Origin of the sequence: Collinsella tanakaei (assembly GCF_016902615.1) — a bacterium.
Classification (GTDB): Bacteria; Actinomycetota; Coriobacteriia; order Coriobacteriales; family Coriobacteriaceae; genus Collinsella; species Collinsella tanakaei_A.
Window position 1 is genome coordinate 1 of the sequence record NZ_JACJMB010000024.1, and the last position, 17154, is coordinate 17154.

Annotated in this window: 15 protein-coding genes; 6 read left to right on the forward strand and 9 right to left on the reverse strand. The window is 67.7% G+C overall.

Translation table 11 applies throughout. The annotated features are described in order from the left end of the window. Window positions 1–90: 90 nt before the first annotated feature. The 4 genes from H6A21_RS08035 to H6A21_RS08050 form a co-directional block, all read right to left on the reverse strand. Window positions 91–2097 carry a PTS fructose transporter subunit IIABC gene (locus H6A21_RS08035; RefSeq protein ID WP_204562230.1) on the reverse strand — a complete coding sequence of 669 codons (2007 nt, stop codon included), beginning with the start codon at window positions 2095–2097 and terminating at the stop codon, window positions 91–93. Between the two features lie 157 nt (window positions 2098–2254). Further along, entirely contained in the window at window positions 2255–3157 is a 903-nt protein-coding gene (gene pfkB, locus H6A21_RS08040; protein ID WP_204562231.1) for a 1-phosphofructokinase, read from the reverse strand. A 23-nt stretch (window positions 3158–3180) separates the two neighbouring features. Next, window positions 3181–3948, reverse strand: coding sequence for a DeoR/GlpR family DNA-binding transcription regulator (locus tag H6A21_RS08045; RefSeq protein ID WP_204562232.1), 768 nt, complete (start codon window positions 3946–3948; stop codon window positions 3181–3183). Window positions 3949–4168: 220 nt separating this feature from the next. Further along, window positions 4169–7822, reverse strand: coding sequence for an ABC transporter permease (locus H6A21_RS08050; protein ID WP_204562233.1), 3654 nt, complete (start codon window positions 7820–7822; stop codon window positions 4169–4171). Between the two features lie 184 nt (window positions 7823–8006). Between H6A21_RS08050 and H6A21_RS08055 the strand changes: the two genes are divergently transcribed. Next, window positions 8007–8759, forward strand: a complete 753-nt coding sequence (locus tag H6A21_RS08055; RefSeq protein ID WP_204562234.1) for a cyclase family protein — start codon at window positions 8007–8009, stop codon at window positions 8757–8759. A 116-nt stretch (window positions 8760–8875) separates the two neighbouring features. On the opposite strand, the gene H6A21_RS08060 is transcribed toward H6A21_RS08055, so the two are convergent. Together H6A21_RS08060 and H6A21_RS08065 are read right to left on the reverse strand one after the other, a co-directional pair. Further along, window positions 8876–9277, reverse strand: a complete 402-nt coding sequence (locus tag H6A21_RS08060) for a prolyl oligopeptidase family serine peptidase (protein ID WP_204562235.1) — start codon at window positions 9275–9277, stop codon at window positions 8876–8878. Beyond that, window positions 9274–9729, reverse strand: a complete 456-nt coding sequence (locus H6A21_RS08065) for an alpha/beta hydrolase (RefSeq protein WP_204562236.1) — start codon at window positions 9727–9729, stop codon at window positions 9274–9276. Before H6A21_RS08065 ends, H6A21_RS08060 begins: the two co-directional genes overlap by 4 nt. Window positions 9730–9769: 40 nt before the next feature. Between H6A21_RS08065 and H6A21_RS08070 the strand changes: the two genes are divergently transcribed. The 3 genes from H6A21_RS08070 (at window position 9770) to H6A21_RS08080 (ending at window position 11557) form a co-directional block, all read left to right on the forward strand. Continuing rightward, window positions 9770–10345 carry a GntR family transcriptional regulator gene (locus tag H6A21_RS08070; RefSeq protein WP_204562237.1) on the forward strand — a complete coding sequence of 192 codons (576 nt, stop codon included), beginning with the start codon at window positions 9770–9772 and terminating at the stop codon, window positions 10343–10345. Between the two features lie 2 nt (window positions 10346–10347). Further along, the gene (locus H6A21_RS08075) at window positions 10348–10563 is read left to right on the forward strand and encodes a branched-chain amino acid transporter permease (protein ID WP_239462749.1); all 216 of its coding nucleotides are present in this window, start codon (window positions 10348–10350) and stop codon (window positions 10561–10563) included. Between the two features lie 190 nt (window positions 10564–10753). Next, the gene (locus tag H6A21_RS08080) at window positions 10754–11557 is read left to right on the forward strand and encodes an HD domain-containing protein (protein WP_239462750.1); all 804 of its coding nucleotides are present in this window, start codon (window positions 10754–10756) and stop codon (window positions 11555–11557) included. A gap of 113 nt (window positions 11558–11670) precedes the next feature. On the opposite strand, the gene H6A21_RS08085 is transcribed toward H6A21_RS08080, so the two are convergent. The 3 genes from H6A21_RS08085 to H6A21_RS08095 are packed head-to-tail and all read right to left on the reverse strand — an operon-like array spanning window position 11671 to window position 15284. Continuing rightward, entirely contained in the window at window positions 11671–12882 is a 1212-nt protein-coding gene (locus H6A21_RS08085; RefSeq protein ID WP_204562239.1) for an electron transfer flavoprotein subunit alpha, read from the reverse strand. After that, window positions 12879–13679, reverse strand: coding sequence for an electron transfer flavoprotein subunit beta/FixA family protein (locus H6A21_RS08090; protein WP_204562240.1), 801 nt, complete (start codon window positions 13677–13679; stop codon window positions 12879–12881). The genes H6A21_RS08085 and H6A21_RS08090 overlap by 4 nt, the downstream gene beginning before the upstream one ends. A 3-nt stretch (window positions 13680–13682) precedes the next feature. After that, window positions 13683–15284, reverse strand: coding sequence for an FAD-binding oxidoreductase (locus H6A21_RS08095; RefSeq protein WP_204562241.1), 1602 nt, complete (start codon window positions 15282–15284; stop codon window positions 13683–13685). A 346-nt stretch (window positions 15285–15630) separates the two neighbouring features. Between H6A21_RS08095 and H6A21_RS08100 the strand changes: the two genes are divergently transcribed. Together H6A21_RS08100 and H6A21_RS08105 are read left to right on the forward strand one after the other, a co-directional pair. After that, the gene (locus H6A21_RS08100; protein WP_204562242.1) at window positions 15631–15882 is read left to right on the forward strand and encodes a hypothetical protein; all 252 of its coding nucleotides are present in this window, start codon (window positions 15631–15633) and stop codon (window positions 15880–15882) included. A gap of 81 nt (window positions 15883–15963) precedes the next feature. Next, window positions 15964–16683 (forward strand): DUF554 domain-containing protein, encoded by a 720-nt coding sequence (locus tag H6A21_RS08105; RefSeq protein WP_204562243.1) that lies wholly within the window; start codon window positions 15964–15966, stop codon window positions 16681–16683. Window positions 16684–17154: the final 471 nt, after the last annotated feature.

Consider the following 17154-nt stretch of genomic DNA (forward strand, 5'->3'; position numbering starts at 1 on the left):
TCCGGTCTGGCGAAGTAGGGTATCGAACAACCTGGTAAGCAAAGGGTCCTCCCGCGGGAGGACCCTTTGCTTACCAGGTTGTTCGATACCCTACTTCGCCAGACCGGACTGCTCGGGAGGCAGCGGCTTTTTCAGGAAGGAGAGGATCAGGCAGGCCACCGCGGCACCGACGACGAGCGCCACGAGATACATGATCGGGTTGCCGATAACCGGGGTCACCCAGATACCGCCGTGGGGCGCGGGGCTCGTGCAGCCGAAACCAGCGGAGAGCGCGCCGGCGATGGCAGAGCCGACGATGCAGGAGGGCAGCACGCGGCCGGGGTCGGCGGCGGCGTACGGAATCGCGCCCTCGGTGATGAACGACAGGCCCATGATGTAGTTCACGATGCCCGCCTTGCGGTCGGCTGCGGTCCAGCGGTTCTTGAAGAACGTGGTGGAAAGCGCGATGGCGATGGGCGGAACCATGCCGCCGACCATGACGGAGGCCATGACGATCTGCGCGGAGGTCGTGCCGGAGGCGAGCATGCCGGTGCCGAACACGTAGGCCGCCTTGTTGAACGGGCCGCCCATGTCGACGGACATCATGCCGCCCACGACAGCGCCGAGCAGCACAAGGTTACCGGTGCCGAGGCCGTTCAGCGCACCGATCAGCCAGGAGTTGATCGCCGCGAAGATCGGGTTCAGTACGAGCATCACCAAGCCGATCATGAACACGCAGACGAGCGGGTACAGCAGCACCGGCTTGATGCCCTCGAGCGATTCGGGCAGGTGGTCGCAGAGCTTCTCGAACCCAAGCGTCAGATAGCCCGCCGCGAAGCCCGCGAACAGCGCCGCGATGAAGCCGCCGGAGATGAGCGCGCCTTGCGCCTCGGCATCCATAGCGGTCGCGAGGTAGCCGAGCGTGAATCCCTGCTTGGCGAGCCAGCCGCCCACAAAGCCCGGCGCCAGGCCCGGTCGGTCGGCGATGGACATGGCGATGTAGGCCGCGAGGATCGGCAGCATGAAGTCGAAGGCCGTGCCGCCGACGAGGTTGAAGAACGCGGCGAGCGGCGTCGAGCTGCCGTAGGCCGCCGTGCCCATACCCTGGGTGTCGACGAGGAAGGCGATGGCCTTCAGGATGCCGCCGCCCACGACGAACGGCAGCATGTGGGAAACGCCGTTCATGAGGTGCTTGTAGATAGTCGAGCCCATGCCCTCGGTCTTGCCGGTCACCGGCGCCGAGGAGCCGCCCTCGGCGTGGCAGATGGGCGCCTCGCCGTTCATGATGATGTTGATGAGGTGCTCGGCGTCGTTGATGCCGGCCGAGACGTTCGTGGAATACAGCGGCTTGCCGTTGAAGCGGGAGAGCTCGATGCCCTTGTCGGCGGCGATGATGATGCCGCGGCAGTGCTCGATCTCCTCGGGCGTGAGCGCGTTCTTGGTGCCGACCGAACCCTGGGTCTCGACCTTGATGGTCACGCCCATCTCGCCGGCGACCTTCTCGAGGTTCTCGGCGGCCATATAGGTGTGCGCGATGCCCGTGGGGCACGCGGTGATGGCGAGAACCTGCGGGAAGCCCGTGTCGGCAGCCGCTTGGGACGCCTCGCGCGCCGCCTTCTGCGCCGCGGCCTTGGCCTCCTTCTCGGCCTGCTCGGCATCGTGGGCCGCCTCGGCGCTGTCGATGGCGGCGAGGAACTCGTCGACCGTCGTGGCCGCGCGCAGGGCGTCGGCGAAGTCGGCGTGCATGAGCAGGGCGGAGAGCTTCGCGAGCACCTCGAGGTGGACGTTGGCCTGCGTGTCGGGCGCGGCGATCAGGAAGATCAGGTCGCTCGGCTTGCCGTCCGGCGCCTTCCAGTCCACGCCGGCCGGCACGGTCATGGCCACAAGGCCCGCCCGCTTCACCGCGTCGGTCTTGGCATGCGGGATGGCGATACCCTCGCCCACCGCGGTGGAGAACTGAGCCTCGCGGTCGAGCACCGCCTGGCGGTACTTCGCCCGGTCGCCCACGTTGCCGCACGCGACCTGCAGGTCGACGAGCTCGTCGATGGCCTCCTCCTGCGTGGCGGCAACTACTCCCAGTTTCACCCCGTCTTTCTTCAACAACTCGGTGATCTTCATGGATGTTTCCCCTTTCTCTGCAACAACAGGCAGGACGGCATCGGCTGTCATCGGATGGACAGCGCTGCTCGCACCGGGCGTGCCGCCGGCGCCTCGGATGACGGCCGATGCCGTCCTGCCTGGCTAGAAAACCACTTCTGTAACCTGCGCGGTCGCGCTAGCGGGCGAGAAGCTCCTCAACCTGCTCGCGCGTGGCGAGGCCGAGCGAAAACGCGCTCGCCGACCCCGTGCAGACGCCCATGCGGAAGGCGCGCTCGAAGTCGCCGTCGCTCTCGAGATAGCCCGCGACGAACCCGGCGACCATGGAGTCGCCCGCGCCGACGGAGTTCACCACCGTACCCACCGGCGCGACGGCCTCGAGCACCTCGCCGGTCTCGGTCACGAGCACCGCGCCCTCCCCCGCCATGGAGACGAGCACGTTGCGCGCCCCGCGCTCCTGGAGCTTTTTGGCATACGGCACGACCTCGGCGCGCGTCTTCAGCTCCACGTCGAAGATCTCGCCGAGCTCGTGGTTGTTCGGCTTGATGAGGAACGGGTGATAGGCGAGCACGTTCACGAGCAGATCGCGCGTCGCGTCGACCACGATGCGGATGCCGCGCCCCTCGAGAGCGGCCATGATGCGCTCGTAGATGTCGCCCGGAAGGACCGCCGGCACGCTGCCGGAGATGATCAGGATGTCGCCGGAGACGAGCGCGTCGAGCTTTGCGTAGAGCGCTTCGACGTCGGCGTCGGTGATGTCGGGGCCGATGCCGTTGATCTCGGTCTCCTCGGCCGCCTTGATCTTGACGTTGATGCGGCTCATGCCGCGCTCGACTCCGATGAAATCGGTGTCGACGCCCATGAGCTGCAGCTGGTGCGCGATCTCGTCACCGGTAAATCCCGCCAGGAAGCCGAGCGCGCAGCTCGCATGGCCTAGGTTCTTGAGCACGATGGACACGTTGATGCCCTTGCCGCCCGCCATGATCGCCTCGCTCGCCACGCGGTTGACCGCGCCGAGCGCGAGGTCGTCGACGCCCACGACGTAGTCGAGACAGGGGTTGAAGGTCACGGTGTAGATCATGTCGCGTACTCCTTTGCTTCGCGTTATGCCCGCGTCGCCGCGTCGCGGTCGGACACGGCGATGATGTTGTCCGCCCCCGCCAGTGCGGGCGGAACGGAATCGGTGATGATGGTCGCGTCGGTGAACGCGGCGAACGTGACCGGGGAGACGACGGAGAACTTGCTCGCGTCGCAGAGCACATACGGGCGCAGCGCCTGCGCGAGCGCCAGGCCCTTCACGACCGCCTCGCCGGTCTCGGGGGTGGTGAAGCCCTCGTTCGGCGTGGCGCCGTTCGTGCCGAAAAAGCCGATGGTGAAGTGATAGCGGCGCAGCGTGTCGACGGTCTGCTCACCCACGATGGCCTCGGTGATCGGCTTGAGCTCGCCGGCCGGCACGATGACGCGGCAGCCGCGCGCGAGCAGGCCGTGCGCGCACGAGATGGAGTTCGTGAAGTAGGTGGCACGCGTCTCGGTGATGAAGTCGACAAGGCGCTCCGTCGTGGAGCCCGCATCGATGTAGACGAAGTCGTCGGGCTCGATCAGGGTGGAGGCGTACTGCGCGATCGCGGTCTTCTCCGCGAAGTGCACGTTGTACTTCTCCATCACCGGCTGGTCGGAGGAGACGACCGTGCGCATGATGGAGGTGGCGCCGCCGTGAACCTTCACGATGCGGCCCTGCTCCGCCAGGCGGCACAGGTCGCGGCGAATGGTGGACTCGGAGGCGTCCAGACGCTCCATGAGCTCGGCGGCCGTGATGGCACCCCGCTCGTTGACCAGGTTGACGATTCGCGTCAGGCGATCTTCTGCAAGCATCTGCACTCCCCTCGTTCGCATCCTGCCGGATGGTCCAGACGTTTCGCCAAAACCATCCAAAACCATCCAAAACCATCCAAAACCATTCTAATTCGTTCACACGGAGAGCATAGCACCAGAACCAGTCACAATCAGTCAAAACCACCCATCTGGCGTAAGCGGTATCTCTGCGCCCGCGAACGGTTGCAACGTCGCGGCGGACAGTCCGTTCTGGCTGCTATCAGTCGACCGATTTGAGGGCCTCGAGCATGTCGATCCGGCGCAGACGGCGCTTGACGGCGAAGTACAGCAGGAACACCACGACGATGATGACCGCGGCGGAGACCGTGAAGCACAGGCCGCCCGGTGCGGGGTTGAACATGACCGTTTCTGGCGGAACGGCATTGATGATGTAGAGCTGCAACAAGCGCCCGAACGCCCAGCCGCAGGGGATGCCGATGGCCGACAGCGCGATCGTCTCGCGGTAGATGTACATGGCCACCTCGTTGTCGTGGAAGCCGAGCACCTTCACCGTCGACAGCTCGCGGATGCGCTCGGACACGTTCACGGTCACGAGGTTGTACAGGATCACGATGGCGAGCAGCGAAGCGATGACGATGAGGATGACCATGATCTTGTCGAGCGCCGCGACGATGATGTCGATCGTGTTGATAAGGGCCGTCGACTGCACGACGCCGGCGACGCCGGGCAGCGCCATGAAGCGCGCCGCCATGTCGGCCGTGCCCGCAAGGCTCGCGTCGGCAAGCGTCGCCACGTAGGCGTTCGGCTCGGCGCTCTTGCCGAACACCTCCTCATACACCGTGGGCGTCATGAACATGAAGTGGTTCATGTACATCTCGCAGATGCCCGTGACGCGCACCGTGCGCTCGGTGCCGTCTGAGCACGTGAACGTGAAGTCGTCACCCACCTCGGTGCCGGTGAGCGAAGCGATGCGCTCGGAGAGGACGACCCCCTCGTCGGTCAGCGGGATCTCGCGTGCGCTTACGCGGTCGCGCAGGTGCAGGTAGGAGGCGAAATCGTCGGTACCGTCGGACACGAGCACGGTGATGTCCTGCTCGTCTCCCTTCGAGCCCGCGCGGCGCGTCACCGCGTCGTAGCGAACCGGCGAGCTCGCCACGACGTCATCCGAGGCGATGAGGTCGGCGATATCGGCGCGCTCCTCGTCGGTCGCGTGCGCGTCTTCGGCCACGATCAGGTCGTAACCGATGATCTCGCCGAACTGCGTACCGACGATGCCGCTGATGGAGTGCTGCACCGCGAAGCCGCAGAACAGCATGCCCGTGGCGCCCGCCACGCCGAGGATGGTCATGAGCGCGCGGCTCTTGTAGCGGAACAGATTGCGCACCGTGACCTTCGTGATGAACGACAGACGGTGCCAGATGAAGGTCACGCGCTCGAGCAGGACCTTCGACCCCGACGCCGGCGCGCGCGGCAGCAAAAGGTCGGCGGGCTTCTCGCGCAGCTCGCGGGCGGCGGCGAGCCATGCGGGCACAACGGCGGTCGCAAGCGAGAGCGCAAGCGCGAGCAGCGTCGCCGATGCGCTGAAATGGAGCTCGAGCGCCGGCAGGGTGAAGCCGGTCGCGTACGCGTTGTAGACGATCGCGGGCAGAAGCGCATGGCCCGCCGCGATGCCCACGACGGCGCCGAGGAGCGCGGCGGCGGCTCCGTAAGCGAGGAACTTCTTCATGATGTCGAAGTCGCTGTAGCCGAGCGCCTTGAGCGTGCCCGAGTTCACACGCTCCTCGCTCACCATGCGTGCCATCGTGGTCGACGCCACGAGCGCGGCCACGAGATAGAGGAAGTACGGGAAGATGTCGGCGAGCGAGTCGACGATCTCGGAGACGGAGTCGTAGACTACGTATCCTTCCGCCCCCGGGGTCTCGCGGCGGCTGTAGACGCTGTAGGAGGGCAGCTCGAGCGCAGAGGCGGTCGCGCGGGCGTCGGCGAGGTCCGCCTCGCCCGCAGCGATCTCGGCCTCGACATCCGGCAGCTGCTCGTTGTAGGCGGCAAGGCCGTCGGCGTACTCGGCCTCCTTGTCCGCAAGCTCCGCCTTGGCCTCATCCAGCTGTGCGGCTCCCTGCTCGTAGGCGCCCGTCTTCTGCTGGAGGAGCTCAGATGCCGCCTGCCACTCGTCGAGCCCCGCGTAGTAGCGGGCAAGCCCGTCGTTGTACGCCGCGACGCCCTGCGCGTAGGAGCGGTAGCCGGCATCGTATTGCGCCTGGCGCGCGTCGATGGCGGCGCGGGCGTCGGCAAGCTGTGCGGCGGCCGCCTCAAGCTGCTGGCGCACCGGCTCGAGCTCCCCCATCGCCGCGGCGGTGCGCTCATCGAGCTCGGCCTGCGCCTGCTCGAGTTCGGCCATCAGCGCGGTGTAGCCGCCGTCCTCGCCCGCCGCCTCCGCGTCGGCGTCCACGTTCATGAAGATATCGAAGGCCGCCTGCGCCTGCTGCCTGCCCGCCGCGAGCCGCCCTGCGGCCGCCGTGAGCTCGTCGAGCGTCGCCTGGGTCTCTTCGCGCCGGGCGACAAGCTCGGCGTGCTCCGGCGAGGCGGGGTCAAGCGCCGCCAACTGCTCATCGAGCGCGTCGAGGGCGGTCTGGGCCTGCTCGGCTGCCGCCTGGGAGGTCGCGATCTGCTCGTCCAGCTCGGCAAGCTTCTGCTCGATGGCGGCCTTTCCCTCCTCGAGCGGCGTGCGCGCCGCATCGATCTTGGCCTGCGCGTCAGCCGCCTTCTGAGCCGCCGCGGCAGCCGCCGCCTCGTACTGCGAGCGCCCCTCGTCGTACTCCGCCTGCTTCGAGGCGAGCTGTCGCCGCGCGGCGGAAAGCTGCTCTGCCGCCGCTCCGAGGCTCGCCTCGGTGCTCGACAGCGTCGCGCGGGCATCGTCCAGCTGGGTCTTCGTGGACGCCAGGGTGCCCCACGATGCATCGAGCTGCGTGCGGCCCGCCGCGAGTTGGGATGCCGCATCGGCGAGTTCGTTCTCGGATGCCGCGATCTGCGCATGCGCGTCGGCAATCTGGGCCGCCGCGTCATCCAGCCGGGACGCCGCGTCGTCGAGCGCGGCGCGCGCATCGTCCACACGGCGCCGCCCCTCGTCGATGGCATCCTGATACTGGGCGCGCACCGCCGCGAGACGATGCTCCGGCTGGTCTGCGAGCAGCTCGTCGAGCTCGTCTTTGTGGGCGGTCACGCGGTCGAGGTAGGTCTGGCTATAGGGGTCGAGCCCCGCCGTATCGGTAAACGACAGGCGCGCGATCATGTGGTAGTCGACGTCGAACGCGCTCTCGGGCACCACCGCGTACCCCACGAGCGACCCGGTGCCCGTCTGCGTGGCACCGCGGTTCGCCACGCCGACGATCTCCGGCGAGTCCACATAGCCGACCACGGTGAACTCATGGCGCGAAAGCGCATAGGAGCCGTCCTGCGCCGGGCGTTCGTCGAGGGCAACAATCGAGCCGATCGGATGCGCACCGCCCGTGGACGCATCGAGCGCGATCTCGTCCGCCGCCTGCGGCATCCTGCCCGCAGTGACCTCGAACTCCGAGATCTCGCGCGGCGCCGAGAACACGCGCACCGCATCGGTCGCGCCCGCATAGGTCGCGTCGACGAGATAGCCAAGCTCGAACGCGTCGATGTCGGAGGCCCGCGCGATCATGCCCGCGTCGTCATCATCGATGCCCATGTCGGCGATCACGGTCAGGTCGGCAAGGCCGAGGCCGTCGAAATAGCGCTCGGCGGTCGCACGCATGTCGGGGCCGGTCACCTTGAAGCCCACGAGCGCGAAGCACCCGAGGGCGATCAGCGCCACGATGGAGAGAAAGCGGGCGCGGGATTTGGAGAAGGTGCGGCGGATGTCGCGCCAGAGCATGCGTTTTGCGGCCATAATCGCCTCCTATGCACCAATCTATACCCAAAGGGCACCGCGCGCGAGGGCGAACGGGCAACGAACCGACGCGTGCGAACACCTGGTTACAGAGTGGCCGATACCCAGCTGCAGCAGCGCCCGGTAGTACCATCGGATGCAGGCGGGCGCTCCGCCCCGCTTCCACCTCGAGAAGGGACATCCCATGAGCCTGTGGTCCGACCTCGCGAACCTGAAGAGCTGCCGGTGGGTCGAGCTCTCCCACCCCCTGACCGACGAGAGCCCTTACTGGGCGGGCATCCCGGCCGGCTCGGTCGAGCTCTGCCGCACGGTATTCGATTACGACGAGGAGATGCTCTCCTGTCGCATCCAGACCTACAAGTTCCCCGGGCAGTTCGGCACGCACGTCGACTTCCCGAGCCACTTCACGCCCGGCGCGGCCGGCTCCGAGGCCTACGGCGCCGCCGACATGGCCATGCCGCTGTGCGTGATCGACCTCACGGGCAAGATCGCCGAGGCGGGCCCCGACGTCGCCGTCGACGTGGCGGACATCGCGGCGTGGGAGGCCGAGCACGGCCGCATCCCCGAGGGCGCCTTCGTAGCGCTGCGCACCGACTGGCACCTGCGCTGGCCCGACAACGACGCGCTCAACAACTTTGACGACGAGGGCGGCGAGCACTGCCCCGGCTGGTCGCTGCCCGCGCTGCAGTTCCTGTACGAGGAGCGCCGCATCGCCATGAACGGCCACGAGACGTTCGACACCGATGCCTCCTACCTGGCGGCGGAGGCGGGCGACCTCGCCTGTGAGCGCTGGGTGCTCGACCACGGGCATCTGCAGGTCGAGGTCTTGACGAACCTCGACCAGGTGCCGGAGACCGGCGCCATCGTGTTCGTGAGCTGGCCGCGCATCGAGGGTGCCACCGGCCTGCCGGCCCGCGTCGTGGCCATCTGCGAGTAGCGCTCCTTGTCCTCAGGGGTGTCCCCCTTGAGGACACCCCTGCTAAAGCGCCCCTCTCACAGGTTGCGGTGGGGGGGACGCTGTCGGAGAAAGGGGCAATCTATGTGGGGGAGCTCTTACGCCTCGGCTGACGTGCTGTCCGAATCAGGCTCCGCAAAGCCCTCTTCGAGCCACTCGATCGCGAGGTCGAGCCAATGGGCCACATGGCTGTTCTCATACGTAGCGTTCTTGGCGGACTGCTTGGTCCCCAAAGACAGGCCATGGCGACCGCGGTGGAACACGTGGCAATCGTGGTCCACTCCCGCCTCGGCGAGCGCCGCCGCATACGCATAGGTATTGCGCACCGGCACGCCGTCGTCAGCGGCGGTATGCCACACAAAGGTGCGCGGCGTGACCGGACTCACCAACTCCTGCGCACGCACGAGCTCTTCGCCGCAGATGGCCGGAATTAGTTCGGGGTCGGAGGGCCATCCGGCGCACAGGTCGATGACGGGATAGCACAGGATCTGCGCGTTCACCGCAATCTGCTCCGGTGCAAGGCCCAGCTCGGCGGCAAAGGCCGCATCTTGTGCAAGCCCCGTATAGGTTGCGCACAGGTGGCCGCCGGCCGAGCAGCCCAGGATGCAATCCGGTCGGCATCCACATGCCAGGCCTCCGCGTTCTCGCGTACGAGTGCCACCGCCCGCGCCAGATCTTGCTGGGGGTACGGCAGCAACGGGCGCGTCTCGTCCTCGTCCAGCACGGTATAGTCGAGCACGAATGCCTGCAGGCCACGCGCCACGAAGGCGAGCGCCATGGGTTCCGCCTCACAACCAGAGCAGAAACCGTAGCCGCCGCCAGGGCACACGATCACCGCGGGACGGCGGCGCCCCTCGTGCGCGGCCACGTTATCCTGTGCGTACACCGTGAGCGTAACCGGTTTGGAACCGTAGCCCGACGAGGGCAGCGAGACGGTCTCGATTCGCATCATGCGCGCCTACGCCTCCTTGTTCTTGTAGCCGAGCGCCCAGATGAGGCTCGCGCGCGAGGGCTACGTGCAGAGCATCCGCGGCCGCGGGGTCGTGGTCCTCGACCACCTGCCTGCCCCCACCGAGGTGCAGCTGGACATGCGCGACTTCTCCGGTGCGCAGGCGATCTCCACGGCGCAGAAGCACGAAACGGTCACACGCGTACTGGCCTTCCGCCACATGACAATCGATGAGGAGGTGTCCGCGCGCACCAACCTGCCTGTGGGCGAAGACGCCTACTATTTGGAGCGCTTGCGCATCTTGGACGGCCATCCCTGGATTGTCGACATCAACTATTTCCTGTGCGACGTGGTGCGCGGCCTCACCCTGGAGGAGGCGGAGCGCTCTATCTACCGTTTCATCGAGCAGACGACCGGCTACCGTATCATCGCCTCGCGGCGCATCTTTTCCATTCGCAAGGCAACACGTTTCGACCGCGACCATCTTGAGCTCGATGGCTGCAACTGCGTGGGCATCATCATGAACAACGCGTTCATCGACACGGGCAGGCTGTTCGAGTTCACCGAAACCCGCTACTCCCCCGAGCATTTCTCCTTCACGCAGTTCTTCAGCAAGTAGCTTTGTCCTCAAGGGGGACGGGGCGGTTCGGTGCCATCTTCGGCATGCTCGTCGTGTACTGCGTAAAAGACGTCAACCCGCTGCTCGGCAGCCACGGGGCGCCCGAGGCGATCGGCGTCCTCGCCACCGCCGGCGTGTACCTGTGGCGTCGCGACATGCTCTGGGCGATCCTTGCCGGGACGGGCACCTATATGGTGCTCGTGAACCTCGTCTGGTAGGTCGGACGCCCCGCTCCTTAAGATTCGTTGTTTCCTCGCGAGGATGTGCCGACGCGCGTCTCGCGCCCGTGCGGTTTAACTACAATTTGAACCTGCGCCCATGCGACGCCCCATAAATCGCCACGACGCGCGCCCTCGCGCGCATACGCACCACTACCGCCGCCCTTACGCACCCCGGGAGATGACCCGCATGAATATCGACCGCACCCGTGCCCTCGAAGCGTTTCACGAGTACGTCGAGCCCTACGGAACCGTAAATCCGCGCATCGCGCTCAAGATCAAGCACACTTACCGGGTCGCCGCGCTCTGCGACACCATCGCGCGCAGCGAGGGCCTGTCTTCCGGCAACGTCGACCTCGCCTGGCTCTGCGGCCTGCTGCACGACATCGGCCGCTTCGAGCAGTTGCGCCGCTGGAACACCTTCAACGACGCCCAGAGCGTAGACCACGCACGGCTCGGCGTGAACGTGCTCTTCGAGACCGAGGACGACGAACCCGGCAACATCCACCGATTCATGGACGAGCGCTACGAGGATCCCTTCATCCGCGCAGCCGTGGGCGCGCACAGCGCCTTCTCGCTCCCCCCGAAATTCGATGCCCGTACACGTCTGTTCTGCAACATCGTGCGCGATGCGGACAAAGTCGACATCTTGCGCACCGTCTGCGAGAGCAGCGTCGACACGATCCTCGGCGTCAATGAACGCACGTTCCGCTCGAGCCGCATCTCCGACGATGCCCTCCGCGCCTTCCGCAAGCGCCGCTGCCTGGCGCGCGAGGAGCGCCACGAGCCGGCCGACTACCTGGTGGGCCTCGTGTCGTTCGCGTTCGAGCTCGTGTTCCGCGAGAGCCGCCACGCCATGGCGGCGCAGGGCTACCTGTTCCGCGTGCTCGACGCCCCCTTCGGCATCGAGCAGCCCTTCTTCGACCTGGAGACCCAAGAGCTCTGGGACCGCATGGGCGACACGGTGCGCGTCTACCTCGCCCAGAGCAGGTAGCGGCGCGAAAAGGAGCAACCCGGGCGGCAGCCCCAGCACGCACGCGGGCCCTCAGCGCGATCAGCGGCGCCGAGGGCCCGTTCGGTTCATTCTGCTCAGCGATGAGCCGGCGCTCAGCGCTGCGCGCCCAGCTTGTCAAGCAGCGCCTCGGCGACCTCAATGCAATCGCCCACGACCTTATAGGTGGCCGCACCGAAAATCGGCGCATCCGGGTCGTCGTTCACCGCGATGTGCACCTTCGCCCCGCCGATGCCCGCCAGGTGCTGGATGGCACCTGACACTCCGAGGCTCACCAGCAGCTTCGGCGCCACCGAGACGCCCGTCTGGCCCACCTGGTGCGCATACTCCAGCCAGCCCGACTCCACGAGCGGACGCGTGCAGCCGATCTCGGCGTCGAGGGCGCGCGCGAGCTCGCGCGCAAGCGGCAGGTTCTTCTTGGAGCCGATGCCGCGCCCGACGACGACGAGCCGCTCCGCCTCCGCAATCGAGCGGCCGTGCGATGCCGCCTCACGCGAGAGCACGCGCACGCGCGGCGCCACCGCCGCGTCGAGCGAAACGGTCCGGACCGTGCCCGTGCGCGACCAGTCGGGCTCGGGCGCCGCGAACACGCCGGGGCGCACCGTCGCCATCTGCGGACGATGCGCGGGGCATACGATCGTGGCCATGAGGTTGCCGCCGAAGGCAGGGCGCGTCTGCTGGAGCAGCCCCGTCGCCCCATCGAGCTCGAGCACGGTGCAGTCGGCGGTCAGGCCGGTCTGCAGGCGCACGGCCACACCCGGCGCGAGCTCGCGGCCGAACGCCGTGGCGCCGTAGAGGATCGCCTCGGGCCTGCATGCGCGCGCAAGATCGCAGACCCAGTGCGCGAAGACCTCGGCGTCGCGTACGGCCAGGCGCCCATCGCGGCAGACGATGACCTCGTCAGCGCCCGCAGCGACAAGGGCGCGCTCGTTGTCCTGCGGCGCGTCCGGCCCCTCGCCCAAAAGCGCCGTCAGCGTGCAGCCGCGCACATCGGCAAGCGCGCGCGCCCGCCCGAGCAGCTCGAGCGCCACCGGCAGCACGCGCCCCTCATCATCCACCTGGGCGAACACCCAGATGCCGCTATAGGAGGCGAGCTCGGCCTCGGAGGCGCCCGCGTCCTTCTCGATCGCGATAGCGTCCACCGGGCACGCGTCCACGCACGCACCGCAGAAGATGCAGGAGCCGGTCGGCTGCGCGACGGGACGCGCGCCCTCGCGCCGCACCAGCTCGACGCCCGCCGACGCACACGCCTTGACGCAGCGCCCGCACCCCACGCAGCGCTCGGTATCGATCACCAGCCCGCTCATCGGCACGCCTCCTCAATCAGCTCGACCAGCGCTGCCGCCTGCTCGGCGGCGTCTCCGGTAACGCAGACGGCTTCGCTCGCGCGCTCGGGCACAAACGAGCGGACGACCTGGGTGGGCGAGCCGGAAAGCCCCGTGCGCGCGGGGTCGGCATCCACATCCGCAGCCGTCTTGACCGCGATCGGCACGCCTTCAGCCGCAAGCACGCCCGCGATGCTCGGCATCCGCAGCTGCGCCGCGTCCTTCGCCACCGTGATGACCGCCGGCAGGTCCACCTCGACGAGCTCGCGCCCCGCATCGGTTGCGCGCTCGAGCGCAAGCGTGCTGCCCACGATGCCGTGCAGGCGCTGGACGTCTACCACGCATGGCACGTCGAGCGCACCGGCAAGCTCCGGCCCGATCTGCGCCGTGTCGCCGTCGACCGCCATCTTGCCGCACACCACGAGGTCGGCCGGCTCGTCCATGCAGGCGATACCGCGCGACAGCGCATAGGTCGTCGCCAGGGTGTCGGCGCCGGCGAACGCCCGGTCGCTCAGCAGCAGCCCGTCGTCGGCCCCGCGCGCGATGCAGTCGCGCAGCAGCCGTTCGGTGTCGGGGATGCCCATGGAGAGCACCGTCACGCGGCAGGGGTCTCCCGCCGCCGCGCATTCGTCCTTGATGTGCAGGGCGATCTCGAGCCCCGTCGCGTCGAACGGGTTCACCACCGCCTGGCGCCCATCGCGCACGATGGTGTTGGTCTTGGGGTCCATCTTCACCTCCGTCGTGGAGGGGACCGCCTTCACGCAGACCACGATATGCATGGCTCACGCACCTCCTTCGCACGTATCGACCGCGAACAGGTTGCCCTGCCCGAGCTGCCCGTACGGGTCGAGCTGGCGCTTGAGCGCAGCCATCTCGCGGATGTGATCCGCCCCGTACATGACGGCGAGGAAGTCGCGCTTGAGCTTGCCCACGCCGTGCTCGGCCGACACGGCGCCGCCCATATCGGTCACGGCGCGCGCCCACGTCTGGAAGAGCCGCTTGCCCGCCGCATAGTCGGCGGCATCGCGCGGCAGCACGTTCACGTGCAGGTGGTTGTTGCCGATATGCCCCCACGCGGCCGACTCGAGCCCCGCTGCGGCCAGGCTCTCCCGGTACAGCCGCACAACATCGCGCAGGCGGTCGTCGGGCACGGACATGTCGCTGCCGAGCTTCGTGATGGTCGGGTCGGTTCGGCGGCGCTCGTCGATGAGCATGTTCACGCTCTCGGGCACCGCATGGCGGAAGAACCGCTGGCACTCGCGGTCAACGTCGGTGCGGCCCACCCAGGTGGCGTCCTCGGAGCCTCCGCACGCGGCGAGGATATCGCGCAGGCGCGCCAGGTCGGCCAGGGCCTCGGCCTCGTCGTCGCAGGCGAGCTCCACGTACACGCAGCAGCCCCAGGCATCATCGAGCGCGGGCAGAGCGGAGAAGGCCGTCGAGCGCTCGCGCTGGCGGCGCAGGATATCGAGGGCCGCCGCGTCGAAGTACTCGAGCGCGCAGGCGTGCGCGAGCGCGGGGCGCACGGCGCAGGTGAAGCCGATCGCATCGTCCTCGGTGCCGAAAAAGCAGTTGATACCCCAGCTCACCTGCGGCACGGGGCTCAAGATGAGCTCAAGCTCGCTGATGATGCCGAGCGTGCCGTCCGACCCGATGAACAGGTCGATGGGATCCATATCGTCGGCAACGAAGTAGCCCGAGGCGTTCTTCGTGGCAGGCATGGTGTAGGTCGGCAGGTCCAGCTCGATCGTGCGGCCGCCTTCGGTCTCGAGCGTGAGGTGACGGCCGCGCGCGAAGACCTCGCCGCGGCGCAGCGCCACGACGTCGCCGTCGGCGAGCACCACGCGCAGGCTCGCGACATGCGGGCGCATCGGGCCGTAGGCGTAGCTGCGCGCGCCGGATGCGTTGCAGGCCGCCATGCCGCCTATGCAGGCGGATGTCTCGGTCGGGTCGGTCGGGAAGAACTGCTCGGGACCGGCGTAGAGCTCCTCGAGCGCCGCGAGGCTCGCCGCGTCCCAGCCCGCACACGGAATCGTGTGGCGCGCAAGATGGCGCCGAAGCTCCGCCAGCACCACGCCCGGCTGCACGCGCACGAGGTAGCTGCCCGTCTGGTCCCGACGCAGGCCCAGGTAGGCGTTTGCGCGCGAGAGGTTCATCACATGACCGCCCGCGGGCACCGCGCCCGCCGCGAGGCCCGTGCGCGCGCCCTGCACCGTGACGGGCACCGGGCGCCCGTCGGGGCCGGTCGCGCCGTACAGCGAGCGCATGACCGTGCGGATATCGCCTTCTGTGCGCGGAAACGAAATCGAATCGGCGTCGCCGGTGCTCCGCGACTCGTCGCGCAGATATTCGTCGAACTCTGAGGTCCATGGCAGCACGTCTACCATATGGCGCCTTTCTTTATCTTGCTAAAGCACATCGGACCTATCAGTATAGGCAACCCGAACGCGGCGGCACGTCAGCCCGCCGTTTGTGACAAGCGCGTAAACGTGATGCGCTCTCCCCTCAGGGGGAGCAGCTCATCGCGCGGGGCGGGCACGCGCACACCCGAAGGGAACGCGCCTCGCCGGGTGCCGGCGGCAGGCATGGGGATATCGTGCAGTTTTCGGACCCGCGCCGCCTGGCATCCTGCGGCTGTCGGACCACGGTCGGGAAGGGCATCGAGAGATGATGGAACCGCCTGCTAGGCTGGGCGCACCCGCGGCACCCGCCGCGCACACCCCGGAGGTTGCCATGGCCCTGTACCTTCCCCCCTTCCAGCTCGCCCTCGATATCGTCGACGACCCCACGAGCGCCCCCGTCGACACCGAGGCGTTCCCGAACCTGACCGTCATCCCCATCACGCACGACGAGCTCGCCGACCCGCGCACGCCCCGCAAGCTCGGGCGCAAACTCGCCCGCCGCGCCCACCTGAGCGCCCCTGTGGCAAAGCGCCTCACCCGCGCCCTCGTCCATCTCGCCCAATGGCGCCCCGCCGAGCGCTGAGCCCCTGAGGGCCCGGGCAGAGGATGCGTTTGCTACCATAGCGACGGCACATACGCATCGGATACCCGGGAGATGACCCGCATGATCGGTTTGGGAACGCTCATCAACGTCGCCTGCATCCTCGCCGGCGGCGTCGTCGGCCTGCTCGGCGGGCGCTTCCTCATCCCCCGCATGCAGGACACCCTCATGAAGGCCACCGGCCTCTGCATCATCTTCGTGGGGGTCGCGGGCACGCTCGAGCAGATGCTCACCGTCCAGAACGGCGCCCTTGCGAGCGGCGGCACCGCCATGATGATCGTCTCGTTCGCGCTCGGCTCCGCCATCGGCGAGGCCATCGACCTCGACCGCCGCTTCGAGCAGCTCGGCATCTGGCTCAAGCAGAAAACCGGCAGCGGCGACGATGCCGGCTTCGTCAACGGCTTCGTGAACGCCTCGCTCACGGTGAGCATCGGCGCCATGGCGATCGTCGGCTCCATTCAGGACGGCATCGCGGGCGACTGGTCGACCCTCGCCCTCAAAGGAGCGCTCGACGCCATCATCGTGTGCGTCATGACCGCGTCGCTCGGCCGCGGCTGCATCTTCTCCGCCCTGCCCGTCGCCGTCATCCAGGGCGCCATCACCCTGCTCGCGCAGCCCATCCGTCCCATCATGACCGCCGCAGCGCTCTCGAGCCTCTCGCTCGTGGGGTCGATGCTCATCTTCTGCGTGGGTATCAACCTTATCTGGAAGAACACGTTCAAGCCCGCGAACATGCTGCCCGCCGTCGTCATCGCCGTCATCTGGGCGCTCGTGATGCCATAGGAGGCACAGGGTCGACCAGTCGGTTTTCTCTCGCCGAAACCGAACGGCACTCGATAGCCACCCGTTAGCGCCTACTCCAATGAAATGCGAATGCAGGGCAACGGTTTACCCGAAGTCCCTGCATTCAGCTTGTTCGGCAACATACACCTGCAATGTATCGAGGCGCTAGGCTTGAGCCGCCAAATAGTATTCGAGCGCATCGCGGTAAACCTCAGAGGGCTTAACTCCCCTGCTCCGCGCTATCGCCGCCACGCGCTATCGCCGCCACGCGCTATCGCCGCCACGCGCTATCGCCGCCACGCGCTGGGCATCGCGCGCGTCATAGATGACCGCCACGCGCCGCTTGCCCACTCCATCAAGATGGATCCGGTAAAGACCTCGCCGCCACCGCCTTCATAGTCCCCATTCTCATAGGGCTGCCATCGTGTCGAGGTCAACGTCAGTGAGGTTGTGCTTCTTCATGTATTCGGA

What these genes read in the sequence shown, in the direction of transcription:
- H6A21_RS08065 (WP_204562236.1), bottom strand. Translation starts at nt 9,729, where the DNA reads ATGATGCGAATCGAGACCGTCTCGCTGCCCTCGTCGGGCTACGGTTCC.
- H6A21_RS08080 (WP_239462750.1), top strand. Translation starts at nt 10,754, where the DNA reads ATGAATATCGACCGCACCCGTGCCCTCGAAGCGTTTCACGAGTACGTC.
- H6A21_RS08070 (WP_204562237.1), top strand. Translation starts at nt 9,770, where the DNA reads ATGAGGCTCGCGCGCGAGGGCTACGTGCAGAGCATCCGCGGCCGCGGG.
- H6A21_RS08105 (WP_204562243.1), top strand. Translation starts at nt 15,964, where the DNA reads ATGATCGGTTTGGGAACGCTCATCAACGTCGCCTGCATCCTCGCCGGC.
- H6A21_RS08095 (WP_204562241.1), bottom strand. Translation starts at nt 15,284, where the DNA reads ATGGTAGACGTGCTGCCATGGACCTCAGAGTTCGACGAATATCTGCGC.
- pfkB (WP_204562231.1), bottom strand. Translation starts at nt 3,157, where the DNA reads ATGATCTACACCGTGACCTTCAACCCCTGTCTCGACTACGTCGTGGGC.
- H6A21_RS08085 (WP_204562239.1), bottom strand. Translation starts at nt 12,882, where the DNA reads ATGAGCGGGCTGGTGATCGATACCGAGCGCTGCGTGGGGTGCGGGCGC.
- H6A21_RS08090 (WP_204562240.1), bottom strand. Translation starts at nt 13,679, where the DNA reads ATGCATATCGTGGTCTGCGTGAAGGCGGTCCCCTCCACGACGGAGGTG.
- H6A21_RS08045 (WP_204562232.1), bottom strand. Translation starts at nt 3,948, where the DNA reads ATGCTTGCAGAAGATCGCCTGACGCGAATCGTCAACCTGGTCAACGAG.
- H6A21_RS08100 (WP_204562242.1), top strand. Translation starts at nt 15,631, where the DNA reads ATGGCCCTGTACCTTCCCCCCTTCCAGCTCGCCCTCGATATCGTCGAC.
- H6A21_RS08050 (WP_204562233.1), bottom strand. Translation starts at nt 7,822, where the DNA reads ATGGCCGCAAAACGCATGCTCTGGCGCGACATCCGCCGCACCTTCTCC.
- H6A21_RS08035 (WP_204562230.1), bottom strand. Translation starts at nt 2,097, where the DNA reads ATGAAGATCACCGAGTTGTTGAAGAAAGACGGGGTGAAACTGGGAGTA.
- H6A21_RS08055 (WP_204562234.1), top strand. Translation starts at nt 8,007, where the DNA reads ATGAGCCTGTGGTCCGACCTCGCGAACCTGAAGAGCTGCCGGTGGGTC.